The sequence below is a fragment of the Bradyrhizobium sp. Ai1a-2 genome, assembly GCF_000426245.1.
Classification (GTDB): Bacteria; Pseudomonadota; Alphaproteobacteria; order Rhizobiales; family Xanthobacteraceae; genus Bradyrhizobium.
Map to the genome: position 1 here is coordinate 43,995 of NZ_AUEZ01000042.1, position 18,799 is coordinate 62,793.

Sequence of the window (18,799 nt, forward strand, 5' to 3'; positions counted from 1 at the left end):
GCGAGGGAGTGGAACAATGAACGACGAGATCGCGGGCATCACGCGCGCCAACGAGGGCATTCAAGGCATCACCTGGAACATCCTCGGCCAGACCTACGTGCCGAAGAGCCGCACCGAGCATTCGTTCTCATGGCACGCGACCTTTCCGCCCGGCACCTTCGTGCCGCCGCACATCCATCCTGACCAGGACGAATATCTCTACATTCTCGAAGGCAAGCTGGACTTCATGCTCGACGGCGCGGACGAATCCGCGACACCGGGCGATCTCGTGCGCCTGCCAATGGGCAAGCCGCACGGCATCTTCAACAAGTCACAGCAGGCGGCGAAGACGCTGTTCTGGGTGTCGCCGACGCGCAGGCTCTACGATCTGTTCTGGGCGATCCACAACATGCGCGAACAGAATCCGGACGACGTGGTCCGGCTCGCCGCCGAGTACAACATCCACTTCCTGCCGCCGCCTCCGGCGTAGCACGTAGCCCGGATGGAGCGCAGCGTAATCCGGGGTTTATCGCCCAATTGACGGTGTCCCGGATTGCGCTGCGCTCCGCCCGGGCTACGCAGCCGATAGTTACTGCCGCGCCACTACACGGGCGGCGAAGCCGGCCTTGGCGGCGTAGCCGCGCACGATCGCTTCGCGCGCCTCGTAGCTCAGGATAGTCTCGATATCGCTAAAACCCTGCGGCGCGATCTGCTCGACGGCATCGATCACTCCCTCGGGCCCGCCGCGGCGGTTGGAGGCGACGATGTCGGCGGTCATCGGCAGGCGCTGGCGTTCATAGGCGACCAGCGCCTGACGCGGATGCTCGGAACGCGCCAGCGCATCCGCGAGGCACCGCGCATCGAGAATAGCCTGCGAGGCGCCGTTGGACCCAACCGGATACATCGGATGCGCGGCATCGCCGAGCAAGGTAACGCGCCCGCTCGTCCAATAGGGCAAGGGATCGCGGTCGCAGCACGGATATTCCCAGAATTCCGGCGTCGCGCCGACCAGCGCCGCGAAATCGACCTGCGGGATCGAGAAGCCCGACACGTGCGGCATCACCTCTTCCCGCCGGCCGAGATTCGACCAGCCCTCGCGGCGCGGCGGCGGTGACGCGCCGTCGCCGATCCGCACCATGACCGCCCAATTGGTGAGACGGCTGGCCGGGCTCGTGCCCTCCGCGATCGGATAGATCACGGCCTTGGCGTTCAGGCCGCCGGCGATGATCATCGAGCGGCCGGTCAGGAACGCAGGCCAGTCGGCGGCGCCGCGCCACAGCATCAGGCCGTTCCAGCACGGCGGGCCCTCGTTCGGAAACAGTGTCTCGCGCACTTTCGAGTGGATGCCGTCGGCGCCGATCAGGATATCCGCGCGCGCGGTGTGCACATGCTGGCCTGCGCGATCGAAGAAATAGGCGGTGACGCCGCCTTCATCCTGCGTGAACGCGCCGAGCCGGCAGCCGGTGTGGATCGCCTCATCGCCAAGCCGCTCGATCACCGCCTGATGGATGACGCCCTGCAGGCGGCCGCGGTGAACGGAGAATTGCGGTACGTCGTGGCCAGCGTCCAGCCCGCGCTTCTCGTGCCAGACCTGCTGGCCATGGCGCGTCAGATAAAACAGCTCATGGGTACGGATCGCGACCTTGTCGAGCGCATCGAGCAGGCCGAGGCCTGCGAGTTCGCGGATCGCATGCGGCAGGGTGTTGATGCCGACGCCGAGCTCGCGGATCGTCTCCGCCTGCTCGAACAATTCGCAAGAGATGCCGCGGGCCCGCAGCATCAGCGCCGTGGTGAGCCCGCCAATCCCGCCGCCGACGATAATCGCCTTCATCGCCCTACTCCACTCGAAACCCGGACGTTGCGAGACGTTGGCACGGCCTCAGAGCCGCTCGCAAGACGCTTTATGGTCTCAGCATCCACTCCGCCCACGACTTAGGTTAACGCTCTCACCACCTCAATCCGGAACCACCGCGATGGCCTGGATCTCGACCTTGGCGCGGTCCTCGATCAGGCCGGAGACCTGCACGGCGGTCATCGCCGGGAAGCGGCGGCCCATGATGTCGCGGTAAACAGCGCCGATCTCTTTCAGCCGGGAGGAATATTCGCGGCGGTCGAGCAAGAACCAGGTCATCGACACGATATGCTCCGGCTTGGCGCCGCCGCTGGCGGCGACCGCGACGACGTTCCGCAGGGTCTGCCCGATCTGCTCCACGAGGTCGTCGGTCTCGAACACGCATTGCGCATTCCAGCCGATCTGGCCGGCGACAAAGATCATCTTGCCGCGCGCGGCAACGCCATTGGCATAGCCGACCGGCTGGGCCCAGCCTTCGGGCTGCAGGAGTTCAATCATGTGCGTGTTCCCGTCACGGGTTCAATTCCCCTCGAAGACCGGCTTCTTCTTGGCGGCGAACGCCTCGAAGGCGCGACGGAAATCGCCTGTCGCCATGCAGACCGCCTGCGCCTGCGCTTCCGATTCCACCATCTCCTCGATGCCCATCGCCCATTCCTGGTTGAACATCGTCTTGGTCATGCCATGCGCGAACCACGGACCATCGGCGAGCGGGCGGGCGAGGTCATAAGCCGCGGCCGACAGCTCCGCTGCTGGCACCAGGCGGTTGTGAAAGCCCCAGGCAAACCCCTCCTCCGCGCTCATGGCCCGCCCGGTATAGAGCAGTTCCGCCGCACGGCCCTGCCCGATCACCCGCGGCAACAGTCCGCATGCGCCCATGTCGGCGCCAGCGAGTCCCACGCGCGTGAACAGGAACGCGGTCTTGGCCTGCGGCGTCGCCAACCGCAGATCGGAGGCGAGCGCCAGCATCGCGCCGGCGCCGGCACAAATGCCGTCGATCGCGGCGACGATCTGCTGCGGGCATTTGCGCATCGCCTTCACGACATCGCCAGTCATGCGCGTGAACGCGATCAGGTCGGGCATCGCCATCCGCGTCAACGGCTCGATGATCTCGAACACGTCGCCGCCGGAGCAGAAATTGCCGCCCTCGCCGGTCAGCACGATGGCGCGGACATCGGAGGCGTAAGCGAGATCGCGGAAGAGATCGCGCAGTTCCTCGTAGGACTGGAACGTCAGCGGGTTCTTCTTGTCCGGCCGGTTCAGCGTGATGGTGGCGACGCGGGCATCGTCATCGGTGGACCATTTGAAATGGCGCGCCGGGTAATTCTTGAACGGTCTCAGCTTTGCCTTCATCTCAGACATGATGTTGTTTCCTCGGGAGTTTCCTTGGGCGTTTCCTTTACCCCGTGAAGACCTCGCCGCCGGCGACCGCGATGGCCTGTCCGTTGATGGACGATGCGCTTGAGGAGGCGAGCCAAAGAATGGTGTCCGCGACTTCCTCAGGCGTCACCAGCCGCTGCATCGGATTGACTTTTGCGAGCGCCGCGCGCGCCTCCGCTTCGCTGCGGCCGGTCTTGGCGACGATGTTGGCAGCCGCCTCCGCCACCAACGGGGTATCCGTATAGCCAGGACAGACCGCATTCACGGTGACGCCGCGACGCGCATATTCGAGCGCGAGCGCGCGCGTCAGCCCGACGACGCCGTGCTTGGCGGCGACATAGGCCGAGACATAAGCGTAGCCGGTGAGGCCCGCCGTGGACGCGACATTGATGACGCGCCCGCGTCCGCGTTGCGCCATGCCGGGCAGCACCGCATGCGTCACCAGGAACGCGCTGGAGAGATTGCTCGCCAGCATGTCCGACCACAGCGCGGCATCCGTCTTCTCGAACGGCGCGCTCAGCGCCTTGCCTGCGTTGTTGATGAGAATGTCGATCGGGCCGACCTCGGCCTCAATCCGCTTGATGCCCTCAGTGACCGCGATTTCATCGGTCACGTCCATCGGCAGAACCGCGCCGGCACGCGCCCCAATGGACGTCGCGGTCTCGGCAAGCGCATCCGGCCTCCTGCCCGCGACACTCACCCGCACGCCGGCTTCAGCCAGGGCGCGAGCAGTCGTGGCGCCGATGCCGGAGCCGCCGCCGGTAATCAGCGCATGCGCATCGGGCCAGAAACGCCGCGTCATGCTTTCGCTCCCGCTGTCGCGCGTTCCAGATTGGCCTCATATTGCGGCTTGCCGGAGAGATATTGCTTCGGCCAGGCAATCGCCTTCACGCCTATCTTGGCGGCCTCGTGCAGCGTCCAGGCAGCATCCGCAAGATGCGGACGGGCGATGGCACAGAGATCGGCGCGGCCGGCGGCGATGATGGAATTGGCGTGATCGGCCTCGGAAATCGCACCGACCGCGATGGTCGCAATCCCGACCTCGTTGCGGATCTTGTCGGCGAAGGGCGTCTGATAGAGCCGCCCATACACCGGATGGTCATCAGCCCAGACCTGGCCCGAAGAGCAATCGATCAGATCGGCGCCGGCGTCCTTGAACAGCTTCGCGAACTCAAGCGCATCATCGGGCGTGTTGCCGCCCTCGGCCCAGTCGTGACACGACAGGCGCACCGAGATCGGCTTGTCCTGCGGCCACACTGCACGAATCGCACGAAACACTTCCAGTGGATAGCGCGCGCGGTTCTCGATGCTGCCGCCATATTCGTCCGTCCGGCGGTTGGTGAGCGGCGACAGGAAGCTCGACAGCAGGTAACCGTGCGCGCAATGCAATTCGAGGATATCGAAACCGGCCTGCACGGCACGCCGGGCCGCCGCGACGAACTGTTCGCGCACCTCGTCCAATTCGGCGCGCGTCATCGGCTCCGGCGTCTGGCCATCGGGCAGATAGGGAACAGCGGAAGCCGACACCAGCGGCCAGTTTCCTTCTGCAAGCGGCTCATCCATTCCTTCCCACGGCACACGCGTGGAGCCCTTGCGCCCGGCATGGCCAAGCTGGATGCCGATCCTCGCCGCGCTATTGCCGTGGACGAAATCGACGATGCGCTTGTAGGCCTTCGCCTGCTCGTCGTTCCACAGGCCGCAGCAGCTCGGCGTGATCCGCGCTTCCGGTGACACGCAGGTCATCTCGGTGAAGATCAGTCCGGCGCCACCGAGCGCGCGGGCGCCGAAATGGACCAGGTGGAAGTCGTTCGGCACGCCCTCCACCGCCGAATACATCGCCATCGGCGAGCAGATGATGCGGTTGGGCAGCGACAAGCCACGGATGTGGAACGGCGTGAGCATCGGCGGCGCCACGCGATCATTGGCGTCCGGCAGCCCGGCGCGTTCAGCGAACCAGCGCTCATAACCTTCGAGCCATGCCTTGTCGCGAAGCCGCAAATTTTCGTGGCTGATCCGCTGAGAGCGTGTGAGCAGCGAATACATGAACTGCTCAGGCTCCAGCGTATCGGCATAGCGCGCGCCGACCACCTCGAACCACTCCATCGCATTGCGCGCAGCATTCTGGATCCGCGCCACATCGACGCGGCGAAGCTCCTCGTAAGCGGCGAGTACCGCGGGAATTTTGTCGGGCGTCGCGCCGAGTTGCTTGAACTGGTTGGTCAGTTCGATCGCATCCTCGAGCGCGAGCTTGGTCCCCGATCCGATCGCAAAATGCGCGGTATGCGCGGCATCGCCCATCAGCACCACATGGCTGTTGCCATTGAACGCGGTCCACTTGCCGCAGATCAATCGCGGGAAGGAGAGCCACGCCGAACCGCGCAGATGGCGCGAGTTGGACGCCAGCGAATGGCCCTCGAGAATCTCGGCGAAGATCTTTTCACAGAAGGCGATGGAGCCACCCTGGTCGAGCTTGTCGAGACCGTGCGCAAGGAACGCCTCTTCCGTGGTCTCGACAATGAAGGTCGCCGCGCCCTCTTCGAATTTGTAGATATGCGCCTGGAACCAGCCGTGCTCGGTCTTGCGAAAGTCGAAGGTGAAGGCATCAAAGCGCTTGTTGGTGCCGAGCCAGATATAGCGGTTCGGCCGCATCAGGATGTCGGGCTGGAAGGCGTCGGCATAGCGCATCCGGACTTTCGAGTTCACGCCGTCGGCGGCAACGATCAGATCGGCATCCGGAAATTCGAGATCAGATTCGACCTCGCGCTCAAAGACCAGTTCGACGCCGAGTTCTTCGGCGCGCGCCTGCAGAATGTTGAGCAGGCGCTTGCGGCCGATGCCGACAAAGCCGTGGCCGGTGGTGCGCATCCGGCGGCCCTTGATCAGGACCTCGATATCGTCCCAATGGTTGAAAGCCTCCTCGATCGTATCAGCCGTGACCGGATCCCATTTGCGCATGTTATCCATGGTCGCGTCGGAGAACACGACGCCGAAACCGAAGGTGTCGTAGGGACGGTTGCGCTCGACCACCGAAATCCGGTGCGCCGGATCGAGCATCTTCATCAGGATGCCGAAATAGAGCCCGGCCGGCCCGCCCCCAATGCAGACGATGCGCATGGCTGTCTCCTCACCTTCGGCTATCGGAGGATCTGAGCGTTCCCGGGGGCCGAAGTCGGGAGATATTTTATGCTTAAAATAATTTTGTCAAGCGATAGCGGCCCTTTCGGGCCCGGCAGAGGCGGTTATGCCGGCCGTTTGCCCTGGGAACAGGGATTTTCGCGTGACTTGGGTGTTGGAGACGAGAGCTCGAGGGGTAGCTTGAGCGGCTGGGCCGGCGGCCGAAAACGAAGCGCCGGCCTCCAAGGACTGGAGACCGGCGCACTACACTTTAATAATACATGGTGCCGGACGGTGCCGACGCCCGCCGATAGCGGAATGATAGCGGCTAATACGCCAGCGGCTTCGGCCGGCCGACGCCGCAATAGTGGAAACCGTTCCGCATCACGTCCTCGGGCGAATAGATGTTGCGGAGATCGACGATCACGGGCGTCGCCATGATCGTCGCCATCTTCTTCAGGTCGAGCGCGCGGAACTGCTCCCATTCCGTCACGATCACGATCGCATGGCTTCCCCTCGCGCAGTCATACGCATCACGGGAGAAGGTGACGTTCTCGAACACCTTCTTGGCCTGCTCCATCCCGACCGGATCGAACGCGCGGATCGCCGCGCCCATGTCCTGCAGCGCCGTGATCAGCGGGATCGACGGCGCATCGCGCATGTCGTCGGTATTCGGCTTGAAGGTGACGCCGAGCACGGCGATGGTCTTGCCGCGGATGTTGCCGCCAAACGCATTCGCCACCTTGCGCGCCATTGCGCGCTTGCGCTGGTCGTTCACCGCCACCACCGTTTCGACGATCCGCAGCGGGGCCTCGTTGTCCTGGCCGGTCTTGATCAGCGCCAGCGTGTCCTTCGGGAAGCAGGAGCCGCCGAAGCCGGGACCAGCGTGCAGGAATTTCGAGCCGATGCGGTTGTCGAGCCCGATGCCGCGCGCGACCTCCTGGACATTGGCCCCCACTTTCTCGGCAAGATCGGCGATCTCGTTGATGAAGGTGATCTTGGTCGCAAGGAACGAGTTGGCGGCATATTTCGTCAGCTCTGCCGTGCGGCGGCTGGTATAGAGGATCGGCGAGGTGTTGAGATGCAGCGGACGATAGACTTCCGCCATCACCTCTCTCGCAAATGCATCCTCGGTGCCGATGACGATGCGGTCGGGATGTTTGAAATCCTGGATCGCAGCCCCTTCCCGCAGGAATTCCGGGTTGGAGACCACGGCGAATTTCGCGTCCTTCTTCTCCTCGCGGATGATGCGCTCGACCTCGTCGCCGGTGCCGACCGGGACGGTCGACTTCGTCACCACGACCGCGGATTCCGGCAGGGCCGCAGCGATCTCGCGCGTCGCGGCATAGACATGCGAGAGATCGGCATGGCCGTCGCCGCGGCGAGACGGGGTGCCGACCGCGATGAAAATGACCTCGGAGCGGCTGACCGCCCCCTTCAAGTCGGTCACAAAGGCCAGGCGGCCCTGCGCGATGTTTCTCGCCACCAGATCGGAAAGCCCGGGCTCGTGGATCGGTATCTCGCCCTTGTTCAGCGCTGCGATCTTCTTTTCATCCTTGTCGACGCAAACGACGTAGTGTCCGAAGTCGGCGAAACACGCCCCCGACACCAGTCCGACATAACCGGCGCCGACCATCGTGATATGCATGACTTATCCTGTCTAACAAACGATCGCAGCGGCCGCGCCGGTCATCATTTGACCAGCATCGACTCGCCGTCGAGATGCTGCGGGAAGAAGAAGAAATTGTTGATATAGAACCGCCCATCCTTGCGGCCACCATCCGCCTCGAGCGCCGCCGCATCCTGCAGCTCCATGACATCGAATTGTTCGACGTCGACCACATCGTCTTCCTTCAAGAAGAAACCACGGTAGCACCGTTGCCGGAAGAAATCGAATACCGATTCCGTCGCGTCCGGCCGATGGCGGTCCTCTGCTTCAACCAGGAAGATCGGCTGGCAGCGTTCCAGGAGTTCGACGGCGCCGTTGAGGACGTTGAGCTCGTGCCCTTCCACGTCGATCTTCACGAAGGCGACCTCCTGATGCATCACCGAATCCAGCCGTGCCATAGGCACGTGCGCGGCGACGATCGGATCGGCCGACGCCATTACTCGCCGCTCAAGCGAGGCAAGGCCATGGACGAGGCCCGTGTCGCCGCGCGGAATGAACAGCTCCGCGTCGCCTTCGTGGTCTGACAGCGCGATCTCATGCACGCTGACGTTCGAAGCAGACGTTCGACGCAGCAGGCGCGCCATGTCGTGCGAAGGCTCGAAAGCGTGGACCTCGCGGGAAAGCCGCGCCAGCTTTCGCGTATAGAGCCCGCAATTGGCGCCGACGTCGACCGTCACCGCATCATCCGGGATGATCTTGTCGAGATAGGAAAGCTCCCGCTCCGCCGATTTCGGGCGATGCATGAAGTGCCACTGCAGCCAGATCGAGGGGAATGCATCCTTCAAGAGATCCTTGGCCTGCTGCTTGGCACCCATGTCCATTCCCTCCGTTATGTGTTGATGCGGATCGGATACGCCGAGACGCCGCCCGCCGGATTGGCATGCGGCCGCCGCGTCACACCCGGTGGTAGATATCCTGCACCCGGACGATGTCGTCCTCCCCAAGATACGTGCCCGACTGTACCTCGATCAGGTTGAGCGGAACCTTGCCGGGATTTTCCAGGCGATGCATGCAGCCGAGTGGAACGAAGATCGATTCGTTCTCGCGGAGCAGCACCTCCTCGTCGTCGCGCGTGACGATCGCGGTGCCGTTCACCACCACCCAATGCTCGGCGCGGTGGAAATGTTTCTGCAGCGACAGCTTGGCGCCCGGATTGACGGTGATGCGCTTGACCTGGAAGCGGTCGCCGGCATGGATCGACGTGTAGTAACCCCACGGACGGTGCACACTGTGGGTCTGCGTCGCGGCGCGATGGCCGTTGGCCTTCAGCCGCTCCACCAGCTTGCCGACGTCCTGGGCACGCTCCCGCTTTGTCACCAGCACCACGTCGGGCGAGGCGGTGATGACGAGATCCTCGACGCCGAGGGCAGCGACCAGCGGGCCGTCTCCCCGCACATAGCAGCCGGAGGTGTCCTCGGCCACCGCATCGCCGATCACGACATTGCCGGATGCGTCCTTCTCGCCCATCGTCCATAGCGCCGACCAGCTTCCGACATCGCTCCAGTCAAAACCGGCCGGCACTACGACAGCCTTGTCGGTCTTCTCCATCACCGCGTAGTCGACGGAGATGGACGGACAGGACTCGAAGGCCTTCTCTTCCAGTCGCAGGAAATCGAGATCGCGCGTCGCGCCGGCCAGCGCCGCGCGGCAGGCTTCCAGGATGGCGGGCTCGTGCCGCGCCAGTTCATCGATGAAGGGGCGAGCGGGCAGCAGAAAGATTCCGCTGTTCCACAGATGATCCTTGCCGGCCAGCAAGCGCTCGGCGGTCACAACGTCCGGCTTCTCGACGAAGCCTGCGACTTTGCGGATTTCGGGAAGGTCGGCAACGCCGTCGCCCGTGCGGATGTAGCCATATCCGGTTGCAGGCCCGGTCGGCTTGAGGCCGAACAGCACAAATTGTCCGCGGCGCGCCGCCGGAAGCCCGCTCGCGATCGCGGCGCGGAACGCCGCGTGATCGCGGACCCAGTGATCGACCGGCGTCACCAGGATCACTGCGTCGGGATCGAACTCGCTGGCGAGGAGCGCCGCGATCGCCACTGCCGGGGCGGTATTTCGTCCGAACGGCTCCAGCACCATGGTTGGATTGGCGATGCCGGCCGCGCGCAACTGCTCGCCAATGGCAAAGCGATGCTCGGAATTGGCGATCACCATCGGATCGGCAAACAGCGACGGCTCCGTCACGCGGGTCGCCGTCTGCTGCAGCAGGGTCTTCTCGCCGAGAAGCGCGAGCAACTGCTTTGGCTGGTTCTCGCGCGACAGCGGCCACAGCCGCGAGCCGGTGCCGCCCGACAAAAGAACTGGGACTATGCGGCCGCGTGGCTGCAGCATCGTGTCGCTCCCTTTTTGTGATGCTTATATGTCGGCGGGCTAGAAGCCGCTGCCGGACAGGAATTCGCGGCGGACGGTGCGCACGATGATCATGATGTCCATGCGCAGGGACCAGCGCTCGATGTAGTCGAGGTCGTAATCGATCCGCGAGATCGCGCGGCCGGCCTCAACCGTGCTTCCGCGGCAACCGCTCACCTGCGCGAGACCGGTGATACCCGGCCGGGCGCTGTGGCGCTGGAAGTAATAGGGCACGAGGTCCTCATACGGCAGGTCGGCGGCCAGCATGCCCGGGACATGCGGACGCGGGCCGACAAGCGACATGTCGCCCTTGATGACATTGATCAATTGCGGGATTTCGTCGAGGCTCGTCTTGCGCAGGACCTTGCCGATCCCGGTCACCCGCGCATCGCCCTGGACCGTCTGCTTCACGCCGCGCACGTCACAGGCATCGGTCCGCATGGAGCGGAATTTGTAGATCTTGAAGCGCCGGTTTCGATAGCCGTACCGGTATTGGTGAAACAACACCGGTCCTCGCGACGTCAGCTTGATGCCGAAGGCGATCGCGATCAAGAGCGGCGCGAAGAACAAGAGCGCCGCGCTTGCAACCACGATATCGAAGATACGCTTTGCGATGGACGAGCCCGGCTCGGTGCGAATCGCGCCGCGGGGGCGCTTTGCGCGATACTTTGCACGATACGGGCTATATGAATTACTGCCGGCATATTCGACCGGCCGCATCGAGATGGTCGTCCGCTTGTTGCGGAGCGACCTGATACTATCCTGGTCGAAATTGGCTGTGACGATGGCGGCCATTTGCTCTCGCTCTCTCTGTTGAACCCAAAGAGGTCACAAGCGCGACGCAGGCAGACCGTCACTGCCCATCTCGCGGGCATCTTCGCTATTGCGAATTTTCCTGCGTAGCAGAGACGCGCCTCGATCGCGCGGCCGTATACCTCTACGAACTCTTTGGGCGAAATGGGGCAGCAAAACGAAAATGTTGCGCGCCGTTTTGCATCGCGGCATCGTGATATTTGTGCGATGCAAAGAATCCGTTTTGTTCGGAAGCGCTTAGGTTCAGTTGCACGCAAATTGCGCTGCGTGTCTTTCGATGCAGCCATGCATTAACGCAAATCTGGAACCACGCGCGAATCAGATTCGATTCAGGAATCGCCGGAGACCCGCTACATCAAGCACTTAATATATGCGATCATTTTTGAAGGATTTCTTTCACCGCATACTAAACGGCCATTCGTACTCTGCTCGCGGCGATCATTTCAATTGAAGGTTTTGCCGATGATTGCGAGACGTCAATACGTTGAAACGGCCTTAACCAAGAAGCCGCTCGTCTCGGAAAAACTTTCCAGGGAGACGCCAATGATCGCAGCGTGTTTGTATCGCCCTGAAGTAAAAAGACTCGATCGAGTGGGACGAAAACTGCGGAACCGCATCATCCTGGCAAATGCGCTTGCCTGGATCGCGATCATTCTGCTCATCCGAATGATCGTCTCCTAGACTTTATATATCTAGGGATGTCGGGGAATAGATGCGGCGGGGCCGCCGCCGATTGACCTCGTGACGGTTCCATGATCGAAGCAGTCGATGATGCGGCCGCCAGTTGCATATCCACACTACGTTGCACCTTCGGCTCCGGCAGACACGCGCATCTACGCGGTCGGCGACATTCACGGACGCGCCGACCTCCTCGCCGACACCATCGCGCGTATCGACGACGACATAAGCCGGCGGCCGATCCGCTATGTGCTCGAGATCTATCTCGGCGACTACATCGACCGCGGCCCCGATTCCAAGACCGTGCTCGATCTGTTGGCAGTTCGCCTCGTCAGGCATCACGCAGTCTGCCTGCGTGGTAATCATGAAGAACTTTTGCAACACTTCCTTGACGATCCGGCTGTGTTCGCGCAGTGGCGGCGGCTCGGCGGGTTGCAGACGCTCGCCTCCTACGGCGTGGTTCCGCGCGACATGCCTGTCTCTGAGGTCAACCTGCAGCGGCGTTTCCTCAGCGTCTTCCCACGTGCGCATGTCCTGCTCCTGCAATGCCTGCGCGACAGCTTTACCTGCGGCGACTTCTTCTTTGCCCATGCCGGAGTACGTCCCAACGTTCCGATCGAGCAGCAGCATCCGGAGGACCTGCTCTGGATCCGCCAGGAGTTTCTCAACTCGGATGAGGATCACGGCAAATATGTCGTGCACGGCCACACCCCGGTCCCCCATCCCGACATCAGGCATAACCGCATCAATATCGACACCGGCGCTTGGCGAAGCGGGACACTGACCTGCATCGCCATCGAGGGAACAACGATCCTGGTCCTGTGACAAGAGCCGGTGCCATTAACGCTGCGCGACTATGGAACCGCGCGGAGCTGTCGCGGAACCGCCACCCACATTTTTTCGCCTTGTTTGCTCACCTATGATCCGCGCCGTTACTGACGACTTTCGTGGGGATGTAGTCATGCAGCAACAATCAATCCGTGCCGCCCGCGCGGCGGCACGCAATATTCTATTTGCGTTTGCTTTGGCGAGTATCGCGGGCTTCGCAACTTGCGCAGCGGCCCAAACAAACACCGGCTCGCAGGCGTTCTCGACGGGAACCTACGTGCTCGGTCCGAACGACAGGGTGCGCGTGAAGGTCTACGGGGAGCCTGACATCACCGGAGAGTATGAAATCGATGCGAGTGGTCAGGTCTCGATTCCACTTGCAGGACGCATGAGGGCGGCCGGCATGACGACCAAGCAGTTGGAGCGCGCGATCACATCCGCGCTATCGAAGGATATCGTTCGTGATCCGAAGGTGAACGTCGAGATCGTCGCGTACAGGCCTTATTACATCCTCGGTGAGGTCAAGAAGGCCGGCGAGTATCCGTATCGGCTCGGTCTGACCGTGATGGATGCGGTCGCCAGCGCCGGCGGATTCACCTATCGCGCCAATGAGGGCAAGGTCTATTTGCGTCGATCGGGCAGTACAGCGGAAGAGATTTACCCGCTTGACGCGCCGATCCTGGTGTTTCCCGGCGACAACATCCGGATTCCCGAGCGCTACTTCTGAGTGGCTCGTTCGACGGAGCAATCTCGTTCGCAAATCACGGGCGTAAACATTACGTCATGCCCGCTGCCATAGTGTCGTCGATTTGCGGTGAGTATTATTTTGCAATGCAGAAAACTTTTTCCCGCGACGCACGTTAATGCGCGGGGAGATGTTCTCTGATTGAACCAGCAATGCTCCGTAGTGCGCGCGTAATAAGTGCATGGACTGTGATGTCGATGCGCAGTCCGCGGTGAATTTGTGAGCACGGGCAACCGAGCCTCAAGACTTCACCGCCTCCAGAGTTCCCGCAAGGGATGGATTATGGAACGCACGACTGCATTTGGCTGGTTGAACGTGATTGGAACGAGCGGGCTGCAAACCCGTTCGGTCGTCGCGTTCGGTCGCCGCGGACTGAAGATCGTGCCCGCGCCGGTGACTGCGATTGTTCTTGGACTCGGATCGCCGGCCGATGCGCAGGTGCTCCCCTGGCCAAATGAGGAGGTGGCGCCGCCATGGAACACGCAACAAATCTTCGAGCCGACCCCGCTGCCCAAGCTGACTGATCCTGACACCCGTGAAAACTTACCGCCGGAGGACACGCCCGTGAGAGGCCGCCTGCAGCCTGGCTATGAGCCTGTGGGCATTCGTTCGGGCTCCTGGATGTTCAATCCGTCGCTGATCACCGGCGGATTCTTCGACAGCAACGTGTTCGCGTCGAATACTGACATCCGCAGCGACGTCGCGGCGGTGGTCGAGCCGCAGTTGCGCGCCCATAGCCTGTGGGAGCGGCACGGCCTCGACCTCAAGCTCGACGCCCAGGAGACGGTCTACAAGCAGAACTCCAGCCTCAACCAGACCAATGCCAGCCTGAAGGGCAATGGCTGGATCGACATCGCTCATGACATGGCGCTGCTGGGCAGCTTCCAGGTCGCGCATCTCAACGAGGGCGTCGGCTCGCTGAGTTCGCCCGCCAACGCCATCGCACCGACACCTTATAACTGGTACTCGGGCGATCTGACCTTTCGCAAGGAATTCAACCGGCTGACCACCTCTGTCGGCTTCGGCACCGATTCCTACGACTACGGCACGACCGTCTCGCAGGACGGCAGGACCATCAACCAGGACGCCCGCGACGGTCAGATCTACTCGCTCCATAGCCGGATCGACTATGCGTTTTCCGAGACCCTTGGCTGGTTCGGCAGCGCCGAGGGCAATGTGCGTGACCTCCGCGGCCAGCCTCTCCAGCCGCTGAGCTCCCAGGGCTATCGTGCGCTCACCGGCGTCACCCTCGGACTGGCGCGCCTGATCACCGGCGAAATCGGCTTCGGCTACGTGCAGCAACGCTTCGTCGATCCGACCATCGGCACGATCGAAGGCCCGACCTATCGCGCCCGACTGACATGGAGTCCGACGCGGATGATCGACGTTCACTTCAACGCCGAGCAGATCGTCACGGAGACTTCCGTCACCAGTTCGACTGGCGTGCTCGCCAACGCCGTGCAGTTCGGGCTGGACTATGAGTTCCGTCGCAACGTCGTCGTTTCGTTCTACGGCGGCTATGAGAACGACCGCTTCTTCGGGCAGCCGCGCAGGGATCAGGTCGCCACTTCCGATGCCCGCGTCAAATATCTGCTGAATCGCTTTGCCGCGATCGCGGTCTATTACCGCTTCACGTCACGCGAAAGCAACATCCCGACTTTCAGCTACGACAAACACCTGGTGGGATTGAATGTTACAACGCAGTTCTGAGCACCTCGCTCGCCCCCCGGAACAAGCCAATGAACCTGCTGCGAGCCGCTGGCAGGCGCCGACCGTCGATCTGCGCGAGATGGGGCGGATCCTGCGCCGCCGCTACAAGCTCGCCATCCTGCCCGCTGTGGTATTGGTCGCGCTCGGACTGACCTATTGTCTCCTGGCCACGACATTATATACGGCGACCGCGACCGTGCTGGTCGATCCTCGCCGGGCCGCGGCCGTCGAGACCAACAGCCAGACCGCGCTTTCGAACTACGGCACCGATGACGCAACCATCGAAAGCCAGTCATTGCTGATCCAGTCGCTCGCGATCCTGGACCGCGTGGTCCGCAAGCTGAAACTGACGGAAGACGCGGAATTCATCCCGACACCCGGCCTGCTCGATCCGATCAAGCGGCTATTCGCCTCGGCCGCTCCCGAGGGTGCCGCGGACCCGCAAAGCGCCGCGCGCGCGCGTTCGATCGAAATTCTGCAGAAGCGCATGAAGGTGGCGCGGCAGGGGACGACCTTCCTGGTCGACATCAATGTCAGCTCGGAATCGCCGACGAAGGCCGCCGTTATCGCCAACGCGGTCGCGGACGCCTATTTCGAGGACCAGGTCCGCGCCAAGAACGACGCGACCCGCATCGCCGCCAACTGGCTCGGCGGCCAGATCAACGATCTCAAGTCGAGGGTCGTCGCCTCCGAAAAAGCGGTCGAGGATTTCCGATCCGCCAACAATCTGACGGTTTCGCAGGGCGTGACCGTCAACGACCAGCAGATCACCGATCTCAACAACAAGCTGATCGCCGCGCGGGTGCAGACCGCGGAGGCGCGCGCGAAATACGACCAGGTGCAACAGATCGCCAAATCGGGTGGTGACCCCGGCGGCATCAATGCGGTGGTTTCGTCGGACATGATCACGAAGTTGCGCACGCAATATGCCGACATCGCCAAGAACGAGGCAGATCTCTCCAGCAAATACGGCTCTCGGCATCCCCTCGTCACCAATGTGCGCGCACAGCTCAAGGACACCCAGCGGCTGATCAACGAGGAAATCAAGCGCATCCTCGAGAGCACCAAGCACGATTACGACGTGGCGCTCTCCCGCGAGAACTCGCTGAGCCAGAGCCTGGAGCAGCTGCAGAACGTATCCAATACGTCGAGCCAGGCGCAGGTGCGGCTGCACGAGTTGCAGCGCGAGGCCGAAGCCAACCGCACTCTTTATGAATCCTATCTGGCGCGCTCGAAGGAGACGACGTCGCAGGAAAGCCTGGAACTGCCGGACTCGCGGGTGGTGGCCAAGGCCGGCGTTCCGATCCGTCCGTCCTCGCCGAAGACCATGCTGATCCTTGGCCTTGCCGGCATGCTCGGCCTCGGCTTGGGCAGCGTGCTCGCCTTTGGCGCCGACTATCTCGATGGCCGGATCAAGACGCTGGAACAGGCGGAATCGATATCGGGTGTGCCGGCGCTGGCTGCGGTGCCGTTGATCGGCACAAGAGAACTTGCAGGCTTGGCGCGACGACGCGGACGGAGCGAACTCGACAATCATGACCCGAGAACGGTCAAGCTGTTGCCCGCCGCCTTGCAGCCGCCACTGATGCGCTATGCGATCGACGAGCCCGCCACATTCTTCGCCGAAGCTATTCGCTCGGTGCGGCTGGCGCTTCAACGGACGATGCGGCTGCAGCCGGTCCGGGTCGTGCTCGTCACCTCCGCCCTCGACAGCGAAGGCAAGACCACGCTCGCCGGCAATCTGGCGCAGTCGCTGGCGACGTTGGGTATCCGCACGCTCCTGATCGACGGCGATCTCCGCAACCCGCAGCTCACCCGCTCGCTCTGTCCGCGCGCCGACGTCGGACTGTTGGACGTGGCCCTGGGACGCGCGACCATCGATCAGGCCATCCTGACCGATGAAAGCACCGGCCTGTCGGTCCTGCCGTCGACCACGGTCAAGCAGGCCGAGATCATCACCGAGTTGATGTTCTCCGAACGCATCGTCGATGTGCTCGATCATCTGCGTCATCGCTACGAGTTGATCATCGTCGACTCGCCGCCGCTGGTGCCGCTGGTCGACGGCCGAGCGCTGGCGGAGCTTGCCGACCGCATCATCCTGGCGCTGGCCTGGGATCAGACCCCGCGCGAGGTCTTGACCCACACCATCGACCTGTTGTCGCCGGTCTCCGATCGCATCCTCGGCACCGTGCTGACCCGGGTCGATCTCAGCCGCCTGCAGTTCTACGACTACTACCGCAGCTCCGCCTATCTCAAGCCATACGCAACCGCGAGCCTCCGCCCCGGAGCGGCGCGGTGAACATGCGCGGCTTTGCCAGCCAACCTCTGAGCCTGCCCGGCACGGCCTCGCACGCGCCGTCCAGCGCGCGGACGCGCGCGATGACGTTCGACACGTTTCTCGAGTGGCTGGCGACCGGGTTCCTTGCGCTGGCAGTCGTCGCGATGTTCATGCTCTCGGCGGGCATGCTCACCGCCGTGAAGATCCACTATCTGACGGCGGGCGGCAATTTCTACGAGAAGCTGCATCCGGCGACGTATTTTACGTTCCTCGCCTTTTTCCTGCTGCTGATACGCAGCCGCGGACCGATCGGCGAGATCGACCGGATGTTCTCCCAGTCGAAGCTTCTGTTGTTCTATCTGCTCTGCTGGCTGTTCCTGCTGGTGCAGATGTTCGTACTGAAACGGCCGTTCACGGTGATCTTCGACACGTTCCTGACGCCGGTCGTGTTGTGCCTTGCGATCTGGCAGCTATCGCCGTCGCAACGACGGCCGCTGGTCTGGGCGACCCATGTCACGATTCTGATCAATATCGTGGTCGGTTACTATGAGTATTTCTCAGGTCACCGCCTGATTCCGCTGACAATGGGCGACATCGTCGTCCTTGGCGAATGGCGCTCCTCGGCCTTTCTCGGCCATCCCCTCACGGCATCCGGCGTGGTCGCCGGCTATGTGCTGGCCTTGCTGCTGCGGCCGGCGCTCTGCCCTCCGATTATGATACGTGTGCCGCTGATCGCCTTCAGCCTGGCCTCACTGATGGCGTTCGGCGGCCGGACCGCGCTGGTGACCGTGCTGGCCGTGATGGGACTGCTTGTCGGGATCGAGATGCTGCAAATGCTGCGGGGCAAGCGCATCCCGCTCTTGGCCGCGATCCTCGCCATCTGCATGCTGTTTGTCGCGGGCGCAGTTGTGTTCGCGGCGCTCGATCTTGGCATCTTCGACAAGATGCTGCTGCGCTTCTCCTCCGACAAAGGCAGCACGCTGGCGCGCTATGCCACCTTTGACCTGTTGTCGCATTTCGACTGGCAGGAATTGCTCCTTGGTCCCAACCCGGTCCGGGTGACTTCACTGCAGAGCCAGCTCGGCCTCGATTACGGCATCGAGAATTTCTGGGTCTCTTGCATCGCGCAGTTCGGCCTCATCCACAGCGTCGCGTTGACCATCGGGCTCGCATGCCTTTTCACCGAGATCATCAGGCGCGCCGACCGCGGTGTCTGGCCGATGCTGCTGCTGATGTTGACGATCGCTGCGAGTTCGGTGAGCTTCTCGTCAAAGAACATCCAGCTGGCGCAGTTCATCATCCTGATCACCGTGCTGCTGCCGCGCGACGAATATCGGCGGACAGCCCCTCCGCCTCCCGTCGTCCAGCGCCGTTACCGGCCTGTTCCCGCGTAAATCTGGCGTCAGGACA

16 protein-coding genes are annotated in these 18,799 nt (G+C 62.8%); 7 read left to right on the forward strand and 9 right to left on the reverse strand.

The window, feature by feature from the left end:
* Positions 1-16 precede the first annotated feature (16 nt).
* Positions 17-469, forward strand: a complete 453-nt coding sequence (locus tag K288_RS0124840) for a cupin domain-containing protein (RefSeq protein WP_027582005.1) — start codon at positions 17-19, stop codon at positions 467-469.
* A 99-nt stretch (positions 470-568) separates the two neighbouring features.
* Here the strand turns inward: K288_RS0124840 and K288_RS0124845 are convergent, their stop codons facing one another.
* The 9 genes from K288_RS0124845 to K288_RS0124885 all read right to left on the reverse strand — a co-directional run bounded on the left by K288_RS0124845 (position 569) and on the right by K288_RS0124885 (position 11,132).
* Complete coding sequence (locus tag K288_RS0124845; protein ID WP_027582006.1) at positions 569-1,810, reverse strand: flavin-dependent oxidoreductase; 1,242 nt, start codon at positions 1,808-1,810, stop codon at positions 569-571.
* Positions 1,811-1,933: 123 nt separating this feature from the next.
* On the reverse strand, positions 1,934-2,329 hold the full coding sequence (locus K288_RS0124850; protein ID WP_027582007.1) for a RidA family protein: 396 nt from the start codon (positions 2,327-2,329) through the stop codon (positions 1,934-1,936).
* A 21-nt stretch (positions 2,330-2,350) separates the two neighbouring features.
* Positions 2,351-3,190, reverse strand: a complete 840-nt coding sequence (locus tag K288_RS0124855) for an enoyl-CoA hydratase family protein (protein ID WP_027582008.1) — start codon at positions 3,188-3,190, stop codon at positions 2,351-2,353.
* A 37-nt stretch (positions 3,191-3,227) separates the two neighbouring features.
* Entirely contained in the window at positions 3,228-4,010 is a 783-nt protein-coding gene (locus tag K288_RS0124860) for an SDR family NAD(P)-dependent oxidoreductase (RefSeq protein ID WP_027582009.1), read from the reverse strand.
* Positions 4,007-6,322, reverse strand: coding sequence for a bifunctional salicylyl-CoA 5-hydroxylase/oxidoreductase (locus tag K288_RS0124865; RefSeq protein WP_027582010.1), 2,316 nt, complete (start codon positions 6,320-6,322; stop codon positions 4,007-4,009). The genes K288_RS0124860 and K288_RS0124865 overlap by 4 nt, the downstream gene beginning before the upstream one ends.
* Positions 6,323-6,650: 328 nt before the next feature.
* Positions 6,651-7,970, reverse strand: coding sequence for a UDP-glucose/GDP-mannose dehydrogenase family protein (locus K288_RS0124870; RefSeq protein WP_027582011.1), 1,320 nt, complete (start codon positions 7,968-7,970; stop codon positions 6,651-6,653).
* Between the two features lie 44 nt (positions 7,971-8,014).
* On the reverse strand, positions 8,015-8,806 hold the full coding sequence (locus K288_RS0124875) for an FkbM family methyltransferase (protein WP_027582012.1): 792 nt from the start codon (positions 8,804-8,806) through the stop codon (positions 8,015-8,017).
* A gap of 79 nt (positions 8,807-8,885) precedes the next feature.
* On the reverse strand, positions 8,886-10,319 hold the full coding sequence (locus tag K288_RS0124880) for a mannose-1-phosphate guanylyltransferase/mannose-6-phosphate isomerase (RefSeq protein WP_027582013.1): 1,434 nt from the start codon (positions 10,317-10,319) through the stop codon (positions 8,886-8,888).
* Positions 10,320-10,358: 39 nt separating this feature from the next.
* On the reverse strand, positions 10,359-11,132 hold the full coding sequence (locus K288_RS0124885) for a sugar transferase (RefSeq protein ID WP_027582014.1): 774 nt from the start codon (positions 11,130-11,132) through the stop codon (positions 10,359-10,361).
* 465 nt (positions 11,133-11,597) lie between these two features.
* Between K288_RS0124885 and K288_RS52610 the strand changes: the two genes are divergently transcribed.
* The 6 genes from K288_RS52610 to K288_RS46445 all read left to right on the forward strand — a co-directional run bounded on the left by K288_RS52610 (position 11,598) and on the right by K288_RS46445 (position 18,783).
* On the forward strand, positions 11,598-11,831 hold the full coding sequence (locus K288_RS52610; RefSeq protein WP_152535656.1) for a hypothetical protein: 234 nt from the start codon (positions 11,598-11,600) through the stop codon (positions 11,829-11,831).
* A gap of 90 nt (positions 11,832-11,921) precedes the next feature.
* Positions 11,922-12,653, forward strand: a complete 732-nt coding sequence (locus K288_RS0124895; protein WP_152535657.1) for a metallophosphoesterase — start codon at positions 11,922-11,924, stop codon at positions 12,651-12,653.
* Positions 12,654-12,789: 136 nt separating this feature from the next.
* A complete protein-coding gene (locus tag K288_RS0124900) occupies positions 12,790-13,383 on the forward strand; it encodes a polysaccharide biosynthesis/export family protein (RefSeq protein ID WP_084799719.1) in 594 nt (197 codons plus the stop codon).
* 300 nt (positions 13,384-13,683) lie between these two features.
* Positions 13,684-15,111: an outer membrane beta-barrel protein gene (locus K288_RS46440; protein ID WP_084799720.1), complete on the forward strand. Its 1,428-nt coding sequence runs from the start codon at positions 13,684-13,686 to the stop codon at positions 15,109-15,111.
* On the forward strand, positions 15,092-17,410 hold the full coding sequence (locus K288_RS0124910; RefSeq protein WP_027582017.1) for a polysaccharide biosynthesis tyrosine autokinase: 2,319 nt from the start codon (positions 15,092-15,094) through the stop codon (positions 17,408-17,410). Before K288_RS46440 ends, K288_RS0124910 begins: the two co-directional genes overlap by 20 nt.
* Positions 17,411-17,412: 2 nt before the next feature.
* A complete protein-coding gene (locus K288_RS46445) occupies positions 17,413-18,783 on the forward strand; it encodes a VpsF family polysaccharide biosynthesis protein (RefSeq protein ID WP_051334698.1) in 1,371 nt (456 codons plus the stop codon).
* Positions 18,784-18,799 lie beyond the last annotated feature (16 nt).

Excerpts from the sequence above, each read along its gene's own strand:
- K288_RS0124840 (WP_027582005.1), top strand. The coding sequence starts at position 17 with ATGAACGACGAGATCGCGGGCATCACGCGCGCCAACGAGGGCATTCAA.
- K288_RS0124845 (WP_027582006.1), bottom strand. The coding sequence starts at position 1,810 with ATGAAGGCGATTATCGTCGGCGGCGGGATTGGCGGGCTCACCACGGCG.
- K288_RS0124850 (WP_027582007.1), bottom strand. The coding sequence starts at position 2,329 with ATGATTGAACTCCTGCAGCCCGAAGGCTGGGCCCAGCCGGTCGGCTAT.
- K288_RS0124855 (WP_027582008.1), bottom strand. The coding sequence starts at position 3,190 with ATGTCTGAGATGAAGGCAAAGCTGAGACCGTTCAAGAATTACCCGGCG.
- K288_RS0124860 (WP_027582009.1), bottom strand. The coding sequence starts at position 4,010 with ATGACGCGGCGTTTCTGGCCCGATGCGCATGCGCTGATTACCGGCGGC.
- K288_RS0124865 (WP_027582010.1), bottom strand. The coding sequence starts at position 6,322 with ATGCGCATCGTCTGCATTGGGGGCGGGCCGGCCGGGCTCTATTTCGGC.
- K288_RS0124870 (WP_027582011.1), bottom strand. The coding sequence starts at position 7,970 with ATGCATATCACGATGGTCGGCGCCGGTTATGTCGGACTGGTGTCGGGG.
- K288_RS0124875 (WP_027582012.1), bottom strand. The coding sequence starts at position 8,806 with ATGGGTGCCAAGCAGCAGGCCAAGGATCTCTTGAAGGATGCATTCCCC.
- K288_RS0124880 (WP_027582013.1), bottom strand. The coding sequence starts at position 10,319 with ATGCTGCAGCCACGCGGCCGCATAGTCCCAGTTCTTTTGTCGGGCGGC.
- K288_RS0124885 (WP_027582014.1), bottom strand. The coding sequence starts at position 11,132 with ATGGCCGCCATCGTCACAGCCAATTTCGACCAGGATAGTATCAGGTCG.
- K288_RS0124895 (WP_152535657.1), top strand. The coding sequence starts at position 11,922 with ATGCGGCCGCCAGTTGCATATCCACACTACGTTGCACCTTCGGCTCCG.
- K288_RS0124900 (WP_084799719.1), top strand. The coding sequence starts at position 12,790 with ATGCAGCAACAATCAATCCGTGCCGCCCGCGCGGCGGCACGCAATATT.
- K288_RS46440 (WP_084799720.1), top strand. The coding sequence starts at position 13,684 with ATGGAACGCACGACTGCATTTGGCTGGTTGAACGTGATTGGAACGAGC.
- K288_RS0124910 (WP_027582017.1), top strand. The coding sequence starts at position 15,092 with ATGTTACAACGCAGTTCTGAGCACCTCGCTCGCCCCCCGGAACAAGCC.
- K288_RS46445 (WP_051334698.1), top strand. The coding sequence starts at position 17,413 with ATGCGCGGCTTTGCCAGCCAACCTCTGAGCCTGCCCGGCACGGCCTCG.